The organism is Pseudomonas sp. FeN3W (genome assembly GCA_030263805.2).
Taxonomy (GTDB): Bacteria; Pseudomonadota; Gammaproteobacteria; order Pseudomonadales; family Pseudomonadaceae; genus Stutzerimonas; species Stutzerimonas stutzeri_G.
On sequence record CP136010.1, the window covers coordinates 311,738 to 325,752 of the forward strand.

A 14,015-nucleotide genomic window follows, 5' to 3' on the forward strand; every position below is an offset into this window, starting at 1 on the left:
TGGTCGACTGGATTGCGTGCTGCCGAACAGGCAAAAAATGCCCCGTGGCGTTGCCGCACCCGGGGCAGAAGTGATCGACCAGGAGGCGATCCAACGAGAGAGCCGGTATCAGGCGCTCGGCGTCCAGCCGCCACCGAGGGCCTTGTAGATGGCAACCACGCCGCGGTAGAGCTCGACTTCGGCCTGAGCCTGAGCGTCTTCGGCCAGAAGTCGTTCGCGCTCGGCATCGAGCAGTACGAGAAAGTCCGCCGTGCCTTCGCGATAGCGGATTTCCGCTTGCTGTGCGGCGGCGCGGCTGGCCGTCGATTGGCGGATCAAGGAGAGCAGGCGCTGCTGGGCGTTGGCGTAATCGCTGAAGGCGTTTTCAGATTCCTCCAGCGCCAGTAATACCTGTTGCTCATAGCTGGCCAGCGCCGCATCGGCGTCGGCCTCGGCGCCACGCAGGCGGGCCCGCACGCTGCCGAGGTCGAACGCTGCCCAACTGATGCTCGGCGCCACGCCCCAGGCCCGCGCTGCGCTGGAGCCGATCTGCGAGCCGCGCCCGGCAACGAAGCCGAGAAAGCCCGACAGACTCACGCGCGGAAACAGATCGGCTGTCGCCACGCCGACATCGGCAGTGGCCGCGGCCAGCTGGCGCTCTGCTGCACGAATGTCCGGGCGCCGGCGCAGCAGCTCGCCTGGATCGCCAATCGGTAGCGACTTGGCGATTGCCGGCAGATCGCGCGGAGCGAGGTCCACGGCGAGTTGATCGGCGCGCTGGCCGAGCAGAGTAGCGATGCGGTTGCGCGCACGCGCCTGCTGCGCCTGCAATTGCGGCAGGCTGGCTTCGGTGGCCGCCAGACGGGCATCGGCGCGCAGGACATCCAGCTCACTACCGACGCCCGCTTCGCGCAGCTGCTCGGTCAGTTCATGGGAATTGCGCTGGTTGGCCAAGTTGTCGCGGGCGATCCGCTCGCGTAGTTGGGCACCGCGCAGCTGACCGTAGGCATCCACCAGCTCGGCGATCAGGCTGACCTGCAGCTGGTAGAGCTCGGCTTCGACGGCATCGGCCTGCGCCTCGCTGGATTCCAGGCGGCGCTGGATACGGCCGAACAGGTCCAGTTCCCAGGCCATGTCCAGGCCCAGATCGTAACGCTCGGCGTTCACCCGCTCTTCACTGAAACCCGGTTGCTGGGCCTTGCCGATATCGGCGCTGGCGCCCGCGGTGACGGTGGGCAGACGATCATTGCTGACGTCATCGCGAATCGCCCGTGCCGCCCGCAGGCGGGCATAGGCGATGCGCAGTTCGCGGTTCTCGGCCAGGGCTTCGCCAACCAGGGCGTCCAGCGTCGGATCGTCGAACTGCTGCCACCAGGCCGCTTCGAAGCGCGAGCGGTCGTAGTCGCCAGCCGATGCGCCGCCGATACGCGCCGGTTCCGGCTGCGGTGCCCGGTAATCGGGGCCGACCGCACAGGCGCTCAGTGCCAGAGTGAGCAGGGAAAGGGCAAAGAACTTCATGCGCGGGCCTCCTTGTAAGCCACTTTGCGGGCTTCGCGTTTCTCGACGAAGGCACGAATCACCAGATAGAACACCGGGGTCAGCAGCAGACCGAAGAAGGTCACCCCAAGCATGCCGCTGAACACCGCAACACCCATGGCATGGCGCATCTCGGCGCCGGCCCCGCTGGAGAGCACCAGCGGCACCACGCCCATGATGAAGGCGAAGCTGGTCATCAGGATCGGCCGCAGACGCAGGCGGCAGGCTTCGAGGATGGCGGCCAGCCGGTCCATGCCTTCCTCCTGCTTGTCCTTGGCGAACTCGACGATGAGGATGGCGTTCTTGCACGCCAGGCCCACCAGCACGATCAGGCCGATCTGGGTGAACACGTTGTTGTCGCTACCGGCCAGGATCACCCCGGTGATCGCCGAGAGCAGGGTCATCGGCACGATCAGGATCACCGCCAGCGGCAGGCTCCAGCTCTCGTATTGCGCCGCCAGCACCAGGAACGCCAGGAGCACACAGAGCGGGAAGACGAACACCGCGGTGTTGCCGGCGAGGATCTGCTGGTAGGTCAGCTCGGTCCATTCGTAGCTCATGCCGTTGGGCAGCTCGGCCTGGAGCAGACGCTCCATGGCGGCCTCGGCTTGCCCCGAGCTGTAGCCCGGTGCGGCGGCGCCGTTGATCTCGGCGGTGAGGAAGCCGTTGTAGTGCATCACCCGATCCGGGCCGGCGCTATCCGTGACGTTGACGAAGGTCGACAGCGGGACCATTTCGCCGCGGTCGTTACGCACTTTCAGCTGGCCGATCTGCTCCGGGGCCAGACGGAACTTCTGGTCCGCCTGGACGTTGACCTGATAGGTACGACCGAAGCGGTTGAAGTCGTTGGCGTACAGCGAGCCAAGGTAGACCTGCATGGTGTCGAAGATCTCGTCGATAGCCACGCCGTGGGTCTTGGCCTTCTCGCGGTCGATGTCGGCATCCACCTGCGGCACGTTGACCTGGTAGCTGGTGAACAGGCCGGCCAGCTCCGGATAGTCGGCGCTCTTGGCGATGACGTTCTGCACCTGGGTGTACAGCTCCTCGTAGCCGAGGTTGCCGCGGTCCTGCACCTGCACGCGGAAACCGCCGATGGTGCCCAGGCCTTGTACGGGTGGCGGCGGGAAGATGGCGATGAAGGCATCCTGAATCTGCGCGAACTGGCCATTCAGGTCCGCCGCGATGGCGTTGGCCGAGAGTGACGGGTCCTTGCGCTCATCGAACGGCTTGAGCGGAGTGAAGACGATGCCGCTGTTCGGGCTGTTGGTGAAGCCGTTGATCGACAGGCCCGGGAAGGCCACGGTGTTCTCCACGCCGGGGTGCTTGCCGGCGATTTCCGACATGCGCTTGATCACGTCCTCGGTGCGGTCCAGCGTGGCGGCGTCCGGCAGCTGGGCGAAGGCGACCAGGTATTGCTTGTCCTGCGGCGGGACGAAACCGGTCGGCGTGCTGGCGAAGCCCAGGTAACCGAGGCCGACCAGGCCGACATAGACCAGCAGCGCAATGCCACTGCCGCGCAGGATGCGTCGTACCAGACCGACATAGCCGTGGCTGGCGTGATCGAACATGCGGTTGAACGGCGCGAACAGCCAGCCACCGAGCATGCGGTCGAGCAGTCGCGAGAAGCCGTCCTTCGGCGCGTCGTGGGCCTTGAGCAGGCTGGCCGCCAGCGCCGGCGACAGGGTCAGCGAGTTGAATGCCGAGATCACCGTGGAAATGGCGATGGTCAGCGCGAACTGCTGGTAGAACTGCCCGGTGAGGCCGGAAATGAACGCGGTGGGGATGAACACCGCGCAGAGCACCAGCGCGGTGGCGATGATCGGCCCGGTCACTTCCTTCATCGCCTGACGGGTCGCTTCCTCCGGCGACTTGCCGAGGCCGATGTTGCGCTCGACGTTCTCCACCACGACGATGGCGTCGTCCACCACGATGCCGATCGCCAGCACCAGACCGAACAGCGACAGTGCGTTGAGCGAGAAACCGAGCAGGTGCATGACCGCGAAGGTGCCGATCAGCGACACCGGCACGGCGGCCAGTGGAATGATCGAGGCGCGCCAGGTCTGCAGGAACAGGATCACCACCAGCACCACCAGCACGATGGCCTCGAGCAGGGTGTGCACCACCGCCTCGATGGAGCCGCGCACGAAGATGGTCGGGTCATAGACGATCTCGTAGTCCACGCCTTCCGGGAAGTCGCCTTTCAGCTCCGCCATGCGTGCTCGCACCGAGTCGGAAATCTCGATGGCGTTCGAACCCGGGCGCTGGAATATCGGAATGGCGACGGCGGGCTGGTTGTTCAGCAGCGAACGCAGCGCGTACTGGCTGGAACCCAGTTCGACCCGGGCGATGTCCCGCAGACGGGTGATCGAGCCGTCTTCGCCGGCGCGGATGATGATGTTCTCGAATTCTTCTTCGGTGACCAGCCGACCCTGGGTGTTGATCGACAGCTGGAAGTCCGTGGCACCCGGTGCCGGCGGCGCGCCCAGAGAACCTGCGGCGACCTGGCGGTTCTGCTCGCGGATCGCGTTGACCACGTCCGATGCGGTGAGGTTGCGCGAGGCGACCTTCTCCGGGTCGAGCCAGACGCGCAGGGAGTAATCACCCATGCCGAACAGCTGCACATCACCGATGCCATCCAGCCGCGCGAGCTCGTCCTTGACGTTGAGTGTGGCGTAGTTGGACAGGTAGAGCATGTCGTAGCGCTGATCCGGCGAGGTCAGGTGCACCACCATGGTCAGGTCCGGGGAGGCCTTGTCCACGGTCACGCCGAGGCGCTGCACCTCGGTGGGCAAGGTCGGCATGGTGCGCGTGACGCGGTTCTGCACCTGCACCTGGGCGTTATCGAGATCAGTGCCCAGTCCAAAGGTGATGGTCAGGGTCAGCTTGCCGTCGGCGGTGGCCTGGGACGACATGTAGAGCATGCCCTCGACGCCGGTGATGGCCTGCTCCAGCGGGGAGGCGACGGTTTCACCGATCACCTTGGGGTTGGCACCGGGAAACTCGGCGCGCACCACCACGGTGGGCGGGACGACTTCGGGGTATTCGCTGATCGGCAGCTGGAACAGCGAGATGGCCCCGCCGATGAGGATCACCAGCGACAGCACGGCGGCGAAAATCGGCCGCTTGATGAAGAATTGCGAGAAATTCATGGCGCACTCCGGGGTAGGGCGCGCGTCTGGCGCCCTGGCGGATCGATCGGATTGGCGCGGCAGGCGCGCCGGAGTTCAGGGCAGTTGCGGGGGTACTCAGCTGCTAGGGCGCTGGGCCAGGCTGCGCTCGACGACCTGTGGTTTCATCGCCTCGCTGATCGCGCGGTTCTGCTGGCGCAGGGTGGCCAGCGTCTCGGCGTCGGCCATGGGCACCGACTCCGGCTGCACCGGGCTGCCCGGGCGTACGCGCTGCAGGCCGTTGACCACGATGCTCTCGCCCTTGGCCAGACCGCTGCGAACGATGCGCAGCCCTTCGAGCTTGGGACCGACTTCGACCGGGCGGTAGGCGACGGTGCCGTCCTCGGTCAGCACCAGGACGAACTTCTTGCCCAGGTCGGTACCGACCGCGGCGTCCTTGATCAGCACGGCGTCGTAGGTGGCGCTGCCGACCAGCTTCAGGCGCGCATAAAGGCCGGGGGTGAAGCTGCCGTCACGGTTGTCGAACACAGCGCGACCACGGATGGTGCCGGTGCGCGGGTCGACCTGGTTGTCGACGAAGTCCATGTGGCCCAGGTGCGGATGGCCGTCATCGCTGGACAGGCCGAGATAGACCGGGGTCGCCTCGCCACGGTCGCCATTGCGTGCCAGCTCGCGATACTTGAGGTAGGTACGCTCATCGGCCTCGAAATAGGCATAGACCCGGTCGGTGGAGACCAGCGTGGTCAGCAGCGCCTCGCCGGCGTTGACCAGGTTGCCGGCGGTGATCAGCGCGCGGCCGACGCGACCGTCGATGGGCGCGGTCACGCGGGTGAAGGAGAGATCCAGCTGCGCGCGGTCCAGTTGCGCCTGAATCGCCGCGGTTGCCGAGCGGGCTTCACTGGCGGCACTGACGCGGGCGTCGGCGAGCTCGTCGGAAATCGCGTTCTTCTTGCGCAGGCGCTCGCCGCGTTCTGCTTCGGCGACGGTACGTTGCTGATTGGCGCGAGCCTGTTGCAGTTGCGCCTGCAGGCGCTTGACCTCGGCCTGGAACGGACGTGGGTCGATCTGGAACAAGAGGTCGCCTTTGTTCACCAGCGCACCTTCCTCGAAGGCCACCTTGTCGATGAAGCCGGATACGCGCGGACGAATCTCCACCGACTCCGGCGCTTCCAGACGGCCAGTGAGTTCGTCCCACTCGGTCACCTGCTGTTCGATGACTTCCGCGACGCTGACGACGGGCGGCGGCGTGCCCGACTGGGTGGCCTCCGGTGCCTTGCCGCAAGCGGCGGTGATCAGCACCGTCAGGGCGATAAGAGGAAAACGCAAGGCGTTGAACGAACGTTCCATGCTTGACTCCGCAAGTCGGATTTGTTGATGGCGGGAGTCTGCGTGGTCAAACCGTTCAGCAAAAATCGAACGAGGCAAAGGTGAATATCATTGGCGGTGATGGTTGCGCGCTCGTCATCACGTATACGCGAGGCCATTCACCGACGATCCGTGATCTCGTAGGTTGGGTTGAGCCGCTCCGCGGCGAAGCCCAACGCGACCGCGCTTTCGGCCCACACCACGTCCGTTGTCGAAGTTCAATACCATGGCGAATGCGTTGCCGGATACCACGCTCGTTGGGCTTCGCTACGCTCAACCTACCGCGGTCAGAGGCTATCCGGATCGCCGACGAACATCTGGATGCGCGAGCGCAGCCAGCGCTCGGCGGGGTCGTTGTCCTGGGCGCCGCGCCAGGCCATGGACAGCTCGAAGTCCTGGCTGGTCTGGAAGGGCAAGGGTTCGGCGCGCACGCCGCCATTGGCCGCCAGTGCCGCGGCGGCGTAGTCCGGAACGGTGGCGATGATGTCGGTTCCGGCAAGCAGGCTGGCCAGACCGTTGAACTGCGGCACCGCCAGGACCACCTTGCGCTTGCAACCGTGCAGGGCCAGTTCCTCGTCTATATAGCCGTTGAGATCGCCGGCAAAGGAGACCATCGCATGCGGGCGGCTGCAGTAATCCTCCATGCTCAGCCGGCCGGGAATGCTGTCGGCGCGCAGCAGCATCGGCCTGGGCCGGCGCAGTACCTTGCGTTTGGCATTGGCCGGCAGCTCCTCGGTGTAGCAGACGCCCACCGAGATCTCGCCGGACGCAAGCAGGCCGGGCATCAACAGATAGTTGGCGCGGCGCACCACCAGCACCACGTCCGGCGCTTCGGCGCGCAGGCGACGCAGCAGCGGCGGTAGCAGGGCGAACTCGACTTCATCGGTCAGGCCGATGCGAAACACCTGGGTGCTGGTGGCCGGGTCGAAGGTCGAGGCGCGGCTGACGGCGGTGGAGATCGAGTCCAGCGCCGGTGAAAGCAGCTGGGCGATCTCCAGCGCGCGCGCGGTCGGCTCCATGCTGCGGCCGGTACGGACGAAGAGCGGGTCGTCGAACAGCGTGCGCAGTCGTGCCAGCGCGGCACTGATCGCCGGCTGGCCGAGAAACAGCTTTTCCGCTGCGCGGGTCACACTGCGCTCGTGCATCAGCGTTTCGAAGACGATCAGCAGATTGAGGTCAACACGGCGGAGGTCGTTGCGATTCATACCTGGTTCACGTCGAGCCTGCAGCCGGGCGTCCGGCTCTGGAGGGTGGTCTGCATTCTAGACAGCTTCGCCTGCCAACGGCATGCCCGATCCCGCTTTCGAAATGCATAAAGCTGCAATGCGCCCGGCAAGCATACATACGCAGTTCCATCATTGCTGCGCATGGGAACTATCGATGGGAATCCACGCCGTGCGCTGGAGTTGTGACGATACTGACGATAGAGTCCGTTCGCACAAGTAGTAAGTGAGGGGTCGAAATGTCCCGCATCATCCGTTTTCATCAATTCGGCCCGGCCGACGTGTTGCGCCACGAGGAACGCGCAATGCCGGTTGCCGGCCCAGGCGAGGTGCTGATTGGCGTGCGAGCCATCGGCGTCAGCTGGAATGACGTGCTCTGGCGCCAGGACCTCGCGCCACGACACGCGCGTCTGCCTGCCGGGCTCGGCAGCGAGGTGGCGGGCGAGGTGCTGGCGGTGGGTGAGGGCGTTCAGGGCTTCAGCGTCGGCGATCATGTTGCCGGCTTCCCGGCCCACGACCTCAATCAGTATCCGCTCTACGCCGAGCATGCACTGTTGCCGCAGCAGGCGCTGGTGCGTTACCCGGACATGCTCAGCGCCAGCGAGGCGGCGATCCACTACACGCCGATGCTGGTCAGCTACTTCGCGCTGGTCGAACTTGCTCAGCTGGAAGCCGGCCAATACGTGCTGATCAACCAGGCGGCGCACTGCACCGGGCCGGCAGCCGTACAGCTGGCCAAGGCGCTGGGTGGACGGGTGATCGCCACCTGCGACACCAGCGAGGACCGCGACTACCTGCGCGAGCTGGGCGCGGAGACCGTGATCGTCACCGAAGAGGAAGACCTGGTCGGACGCCTGCAGAAGGTGACCGAAGGCCGCGGCGTAGACGTGGTGCTGGATGCCTGTGGCGGTTCGCAGATGAAACTGCTCGGCGACGTCATGGCGCCACTGGGCAAGCTGATTCTCTATGGCATGAACGGCGGCAACGAAACGGCCCTGCCGGTGTGTGCGGCTTTCAAGAAGAACTTCAAGTTCTTCCTGCACTGCCTGTGCGACTTCACCGGGCAGCCGGAGCTGGGCATCGAGCAGAACCGTGAAGCCGTGGAGCGTGCGCTGCAGCATATCAACCAGCTCACAGTGGACCGGCTGATCTGGCCGCAGCTCGACCGACAGTTCCCCTTCGAGCAGGCAATCGAAGCCCACCAATATGTCGAAAGCGGCGTACCTCGCGGCCGCGTCGTGCTGACGCTGAACTGATTCTTCGAGGGCCCGGTACAGAGTCCTCTCATCACCCCGCAGAAACTTTTCTCGCACCGTTCCAGTCCTCCGAAGACAGGCTCACAACCTTGACGGAGGATCTTCCATGGCCGAAGACAAGCAGACCCTACCGCCGCAGGAGCAGCCCGAGCCCGGCAAGGAAGGGCTGATGAACCCGCGCCCGGAATACCGCGGCGAAGACTACAAGGCGGCGGGCAAGCTCGAAGGCAAGGTCGCGATCATCACCGGTGGTGACAGCGGCATCGGTCGCTCGGTCGCGGTGCTGTACGCCCGCGAGGGCGCCGATGTGACGATTCTCTATCTCGACCAGCATCAGGACGCCGAGCAAACCCGCAGCGTGGTCGAACGATACGGTCGCCGCTGCCTGACCTTCGCCGGCGACGTGGCCGATCGCGAGGTCTGCCGCAAGGTCATCGACGAAACCCTCGCCGCGTTCGGCAAGCTCGACATTCTGATCAACAACGCTGCCGAGCAGCACCCGCAGGAAAAGCTCGAAGACATCAGCGAAGAACAGTGGGAAAAGACCTTCCGCACCAACATCTTCGGCATGTTCCAAATGACCAAGGCGGCGCTGCCACATCTGGGCAAGGGCGCTTCGATCATCAACACCAGCTCGGTCACCGCCTACAAGGGCAGCCCGCAGCTGCTGGACTATTCGGCAACCAAGGGCGCCATCACGGCCTTCACCCGTTCGCTGTCGATGAACCTCGCCGAGCGCGGCATTCGCGTCAACGGCGTCGCACCGGGGCCGATCTGGACGCCGCTGATTCCTTCGACCTTCGATGCCGACAAGGTGGCCGAATTCGGCTCCAATACACCGATGAAACGCCCCGGCCAGCCCGATGAAGTGGCGCCGGCCTACGTCTACCTGGCGAGCAGCGATGCGGCCTATGTCAGCGGTCAGGTGCTGCACGTCAATGGCGGCACGGTGGTTAACGGCTGAGCCAACCCATGCTGGAGAACGACCATGCCACGCACGATCTGGAAAGGCGCAGTCAGTTTCGGACTGGTACACATCCCGGTGGCGCTAGTACCGGCCACCACCCGCCAGGGCATCGATTTCGACTGGCTGGACAAACGCAGCATGGACCGGGTCGGCTACAAGCGCATCAACAAGACCACCGGCGAAGACATCGACAGCGAGAACATCGTCAAGGGCGTCGAGTACGAGAAGGGTCACTACGTCGTGATCAGCGATGACGAGATCAAAGGCGCGCATCCCAAGGCGACCCAGACCGTGGATATCGTCGCCTTCGTTGATGCCAAGGACATTTCCTTTCTCTACATCGACACGCCGTATTACCTGACGCCGGACCGCCGTGGCGAAAAGGTCTATGCCTTGCTGCGCGAGACACTGATCCAGACCGGTAAGGTCGGCATCGCCAACGTGGTGCTGCGCAACAAACAGCACCTGGCAGTGCTGATGCCGCTGGGCAAGGCGCTGGTGATGAACACCCTGCGCTGGGCCGACGAGGTACGCGGCGTCGAGTACCTGGAGCTGAAGGACGAGGCCCTCGATCCGGAGCTGGCCGAGCGTGAGTTGGACATGGCCAAGCGCCTGGTCGAGGACATGACCGAGAAGTGGAAGCCGGAACAGTACAAGGACACCTTCCAGGACCAGATCATGGCGCTGGTGGAGAAGAAGGCCCGCGAAGGCAAGCTGGAAGCCGTCGGCGGGCCGGAGGAGGCGGTGGATCGTCGCTCGGCGGATGTCATCGACCTTACCGAATTGCTCAAGCGCAGCCTTGCCGGCAAGTCGGGCAAGGCCAGCAAAGACGAAGATGACGAGGAGAAGGAAAAAGCGCCGGTCAAGCCCAAGACTGCGAGCAAGGCCAAGACCAGCAAGTCCTCCTCGTCGGCTTCGCGCACGCGCAAGGCGCCAGCGGCGGGCAGCAAATCCAGCAAGAAGGCGAGCTGATCGGGGTAACCCATGCCAGAACAGCGCAAGAGCGGCAGCCGCCCGCTGGTGGGCGGCGTCGGCATCAGCAATCCACAACGGGTGATCGACAAGGCCAGCGGGGCAACCAAGCTTGCGCTGGCCGAATACTACCTGGGAATCGCCGACCGACTGGTGCCGCAACTGGCTGGCCGGCCACTGTCCATCGTTCGTGCGCCCGACGGTGTCGACGGCGAGAGCTTTTTCCAGCGCCATTGTGGTCGGTTGAAGATGCCGCACATGCGCGCACTGCCGAAAAACCTCGACCCTGAGCATGCGCGGCTGATCCAGGCGGACAACATCACCGCGGTCATCGAGGCCGTGCAGATGGGTACCGTCGAGTTCCACACCTGGAACGCGCGCAGCGATCGCGTCGAGCGGCCCGATCGAGTCATTTTCGATCTCGACCCCGATCCCGCATTAGCCTGGTCGAGCATGGTGGAGGCGACCGAGCTGACCCTGCAGCTGCTGGACGACCTGGGACTGCAGGCCTTCCTCAAGACCAGCGGAGGCCGCGGCATGCATGTCGTGGTGCCGCTCGACCGTCGGCACGACTGGGACCTGGTCCGGCAGTTCGCTCGCTCGGTCACTGAGCGGCTGGCGCGCGAGGCGCCGGAGCTGATCGTCGACAAAATGGGGCCGCAGAATCGGGTCGGGCGAATTTTCGTGGATTACCTGCGCAACCAGCGCGGGGCGAGCACCGTTGCCGCCTACTCGGTCAGGGCACGTCCGGGGCTGGCGGTATCCGTACCTATTGAGCGTGAGGAGCTGGCGCAGTTGGAAAGCGCGGACTGCTGGAACATCGGCAACCTGGATGAACGGTTGCAGGCATTGCGCAGCGACCCCTGGGCGCGCTACGGCGCCGTTCGCCAGGGACTGACGCAGGCACTGCTCAAGCGCCTGGAGAAGGGTTGATGCAACGGCGTGGCTGACGAGCGATCAGGTCGTCTGGGGATCGTCGGTGTCCGCCACGGTCTGGTTCCCGTATGGCGCGCCGGGCTTGTGCTCGTCCAGCTCCTCGGCACAAGGCACCTGCGGCACATCGCCCGGCTTGTCATGCACGATCGGGTCGGGTTGCGGCACATCGGGTCGCACGTGAGTCATGCTCGTTCTCCTGGTGTTCGCCCGCCAGCGTAACCTTGGCGGCCGTTCTGCATTGATCGGCCTGTATGGATGGGGTTCCGGCCAATCGTCGGCGCTCGCGGCACTGACGACAGTCGGCGTGGGCGGGTTCGGTACCCGCTTGCCGAGGCTTGAAACCGGTAACCGCAGCATTCCCTCGACCGGTCGCCGGACGGGCTGGCTAACGGCCGCGCGGGGCTGAACTTTCCAGGGTCCCTTGGCTCGGAAGAAAGAGCCGACGAAAACCGTACCGGTCGCCTCCCGAACCGACGATGACGCGTCCAGAGGCGGCTCGGGCAACCCGAACCCATGCGCCCCAGGAGCCCGTTCGATGAGCGATGCACAGCCTACCGCGACGATTCACCCTCGACTCGAAGAAGCCCTGCAGATGCCGCGCATCGCCATCGAATCCACCTTGCCGGTGTTGGATGAGGGACGCTTCGCTGCCAAGGCGGTCATCGGCCAGCCAGTGGTCGTGACCAGCAAGATTTTCGCTGACGGCCACGACCAGCTCGCCGCCGCCGTGTGCTGGCGTGAAAAAGGCGAAACCAGCTGGCGACGGGCACGGCTGAAGCTGCTCGGTAACGACGCCTGGCAAGGCCAGTTCACGCCCACCCAGGTCGCCGAACATGAGTTCGTCATCGAGGCCTGGTGGGACGTATTCGAGAGCTACCGCTACGAGCTGTCGAAGAAGCACACGGCCGGTGTTCCGGTGCATCTGGAGCTGGAAGAAGGGCGTCTGCTGCTGGAGCAGGCCACCGCACGAGCACAGGGCGAGAATCGCGCGGTGCTCGACGATCTGATGCACCGCCTTGGCATGGCGCATACCGATGACGAGCGCGTGTCGCTGTTGCTCGCACAGGAGACGGCCGTGGCGATGGCTGCGGCAGACCCACGCGAGCACTGCAGCCGCAGCCGTGTGTATCCGCTGGATGTGGAACGCCCGCTGGCACAGTTCGCCAGCTGGTACGAGCTGTTTCCACGCTCGGAGACCGACGATCCCAATCGCCACGGCACCTTCCGCGATGTGCACAAGCGCCTGTCGGCGATTCGCGACATGGGTTTCGACGTGCTGTATTTCCCGCCGATCCACCCGATCGGTCGCCAGCACCGCAAGGGCCCGAACAACAGTCTGCAGGCCGGCCCGAACGATCCGGGCAGCCCTTATGCCATCGGCAGCGAGGACGGCGGTCACGATGCCATCCATCCCGAGCTGGGCACGCTCGACGATTTCCGCGAGCTGGTCGCCGCGGCCCGCGAGCATGGCCTGGAGATCGCCCTGGACTTCGCCATCCAGTGCTCGCAGGACCACCCGTGGCTGAAAGAGCACCCGGGCTGGTTCTCCTGGCGGCCGGACGGCACGATCAAATACGCCGAAAACCCACCGAAGAAGTACCAGGACATCGTCAACGTCGACTTCTATGCCGAAGACGCCATGCCCGAGCTCTGGCTGGCGCTGCGCGACGTGGTCTGGCATTGGGTGGAGCAGGGCGTGAAGGTGTTTCGGGTCGACAACCCGCACACCAAGCCATTGCCGTTCTGGGAATGGCTGATCGCCGATATCCGCGAGCGCGACCGCGACGTGATGTTCCTCTCCGAGGCCTTCACTCGCCCCGGCATGATGGCGCGTCTGGGCAAGATCGGTTATAGCCAGAGCTACACCTACTTCACCTGGCGCAACACCAAGACCGAGCTGAGCGAGTACCTCACCGAACTGAACGAGCCGCCGCTGCGCGACTGCTACCGGCCGAACTTCTTCGTCAATACGCCGGACATCAACCCGTTTTTCCTGCAGGACTCCGGCCGCGCCGGGTTCCTGATCCGCGCCGCGCTGGCGACCATGGGTTCGGGGCTGTGGGGCATGTATTCGGGCTTCGAGCTGTGCGAGTCGGCACCGATTCCGGGCAAGGAGGAATATCTGGACTCGGAGAAGTACCAGATTCGCGTCCGCGACTACCGCGCACCGGGCAATATCATTGCCGAGATCGCCCAGCTCAACCGCATCCGCCGGCAGAACCCGGCACTGCAGACGCACTTGGGCTTCAAGGCCTACATGGCCTGGAACGACAACATCCTCTACTTCGGCAAGCGCACACCAGACCTGTCGAACTTCATCCTGGTGGCCGTCAGCCTCGATCCGCACAACGCCCAGGAGGCAAATTTCGAGTTGCCGTTGTGGGAGCTCGGCCTGCCGGATGACGCCCATACCCAGGGCGAGGACCTGATGAATGGCCATCGCTGGACCTGGTACGGCAAGACCCAGTGGATGCGGATCGAACCCTGGCATCTGCCGTTCGGCATCTGGCGCCTGACCGCACAGGAGCCGGACCCGGACCTCAAGTGAATTCTCGAGCGCAGCTGCTAACCCAAAACATATCAAAGACTTATGAAGCTTTGTTGATGTGGCTTCAGCTGTAGCTCTGCCGTTGCCTTACGCGCCGATCCGGCT

At 64.8% G+C, this 14,015-nt stretch carries 11 protein-coding genes; 6 read left to right on the forward strand and 5 right to left on the reverse strand.

Annotated features, from left to right (window positions below):
• Positions 1-108: 108 nt before the first annotated feature.
• The 4 genes from P5704_001375 to P5704_001390 form a co-directional block, all read right to left on the reverse strand.
• Positions 109-1,497: a TolC family protein gene (locus tag P5704_001375; protein ID WOF79183.1), complete on the reverse strand. Its 1,389-nt coding sequence runs from the start codon at positions 1,495-1,497 to the stop codon at positions 109-111.
• Positions 1,494-4,664 carry an efflux RND transporter permease subunit gene (locus P5704_001380; protein WOF79184.1) on the reverse strand — a complete coding sequence of 1,057 codons (3,171 nt, stop codon included), beginning with the start codon at positions 4,662-4,664 and terminating at the stop codon, positions 1,494-1,496. Before P5704_001380 ends, P5704_001375 begins: the two co-directional genes overlap by 4 nt.
• A gap of 96 nt (positions 4,665-4,760) precedes the next feature.
• Positions 4,761-5,990, reverse strand: a complete 1,230-nt coding sequence (locus tag P5704_001385) for an efflux RND transporter periplasmic adaptor subunit (protein WOF79185.1) — start codon at positions 5,988-5,990, stop codon at positions 4,761-4,763.
• 305 nt (positions 5,991-6,295) lie between these two features.
• Complete coding sequence (locus P5704_001390; GenBank protein ID WOF79186.1) at positions 6,296-7,213, reverse strand: LysR substrate-binding domain-containing protein; 918 nt, start codon at positions 7,211-7,213, stop codon at positions 6,296-6,298.
• A 257-nt stretch (positions 7,214-7,470) separates the two neighbouring features.
• On the opposite strand from P5704_001390, the gene P5704_001395 reads away from it, so the two are divergent.
• The 4 genes from P5704_001395 to ligD all read left to right on the forward strand — a co-directional run bounded on the left by P5704_001395 (position 7,471) and on the right by ligD (position 11,359).
• The gene (locus P5704_001395) at positions 7,471-8,487 is read left to right on the forward strand and encodes a zinc-dependent alcohol dehydrogenase family protein (protein WOF79187.1); all 1,017 of its coding nucleotides are present in this window, start codon (positions 7,471-7,473) and stop codon (positions 8,485-8,487) included.
• A gap of 106 nt (positions 8,488-8,593) precedes the next feature.
• Positions 8,594-9,451 carry an SDR family oxidoreductase gene (locus P5704_001400; GenBank protein ID WOF79188.1) on the forward strand — a complete coding sequence of 286 codons (858 nt, stop codon included), beginning with the start codon at positions 8,594-8,596 and terminating at the stop codon, positions 9,449-9,451.
• Positions 9,452-9,475: 24 nt separating this feature from the next.
• Positions 9,476-10,426, forward strand: a complete 951-nt coding sequence (locus P5704_001405; protein WOF79189.1) for a Ku protein — start codon at positions 9,476-9,478, stop codon at positions 10,424-10,426.
• A gap of 12 nt (positions 10,427-10,438) precedes the next feature.
• A complete protein-coding gene (gene ligD / locus P5704_001410; protein ID WOF79190.1) occupies positions 10,439-11,359 on the forward strand; it encodes a non-homologous end-joining DNA ligase in 921 nt (306 codons plus the stop codon).
• A gap of 24 nt (positions 11,360-11,383) precedes the next feature.
• Here ligD and P5704_001415 read toward each other — a convergent pair whose 3' ends face one another.
• The gene (locus tag P5704_001415) at positions 11,384-11,548 is read right to left on the reverse strand and encodes a hypothetical protein (GenBank protein WOF79191.1); all 165 of its coding nucleotides are present in this window, start codon (positions 11,546-11,548) and stop codon (positions 11,384-11,386) included.
• Between P5704_001415 and P5704_001420 the strand changes: the two genes are divergently transcribed.
• Both P5704_001420 and P5704_001425 read left to right on the forward strand, forming a co-directional pair.
• On the forward strand, positions 11,547-11,768 hold the full coding sequence (locus tag P5704_001420) for a hypothetical protein (protein WOF79192.1): 222 nt from the start codon (positions 11,547-11,549) through the stop codon (positions 11,766-11,768). The genes P5704_001415 and P5704_001420 overlap by 2 nt on opposite strands.
• Before the next feature lie 129 nt (positions 11,769-11,897).
• Positions 11,898-13,910 carry an alpha-1,4-glucan--maltose-1-phosphate maltosyltransferase gene (locus P5704_001425; protein WOF79193.1) on the forward strand — a complete coding sequence of 671 codons (2,013 nt, stop codon included), beginning with the start codon at positions 11,898-11,900 and terminating at the stop codon, positions 13,908-13,910.
• Positions 13,911-14,015 lie beyond the last annotated feature (105 nt).

Excerpts from the sequence above, each read along its gene's own strand:
- P5704_001375 (WOF79183.1), bottom strand. The coding sequence starts at position 1,497 with ATGAAGTTCTTTGCCCTTTCCCTGCTCACTCTGGCACTGAGCGCCTGT.
- P5704_001380 (WOF79184.1), bottom strand. The coding sequence starts at position 4,664 with ATGAATTTCTCGCAATTCTTCATCAAGCGGCCGATTTTCGCCGCCGTG.
- P5704_001385 (WOF79185.1), bottom strand. The coding sequence starts at position 5,990 with ATGGAACGTTCGTTCAACGCCTTGCGTTTTCCTCTTATCGCCCTGACG.
- P5704_001390 (WOF79186.1), bottom strand. The coding sequence starts at position 7,213 with ATGAATCGCAACGACCTCCGCCGTGTTGACCTCAATCTGCTGATCGTC.
- P5704_001395 (WOF79187.1), top strand. The coding sequence starts at position 7,471 with ATGTCCCGCATCATCCGTTTTCATCAATTCGGCCCGGCCGACGTGTTG.
- P5704_001400 (WOF79188.1), top strand. The coding sequence starts at position 8,594 with ATGGCCGAAGACAAGCAGACCCTACCGCCGCAGGAGCAGCCCGAGCCC.
- P5704_001405 (WOF79189.1), top strand. The coding sequence starts at position 9,476 with ATGCCACGCACGATCTGGAAAGGCGCAGTCAGTTTCGGACTGGTACAC.
- ligD (WOF79190.1), top strand. The coding sequence starts at position 10,439 with ATGCCAGAACAGCGCAAGAGCGGCAGCCGCCCGCTGGTGGGCGGCGTC.
- P5704_001420 (WOF79192.1), top strand. The coding sequence starts at position 11,547 with ATGCTCGTTCTCCTGGTGTTCGCCCGCCAGCGTAACCTTGGCGGCCGT.
- P5704_001415 (WOF79191.1), bottom strand. The coding sequence starts at position 11,548 with ATGACTCACGTGCGACCCGATGTGCCGCAACCCGACCCGATCGTGCAT.
- P5704_001425 (WOF79193.1), top strand. The coding sequence starts at position 11,898 with ATGAGCGATGCACAGCCTACCGCGACGATTCACCCTCGACTCGAAGAA.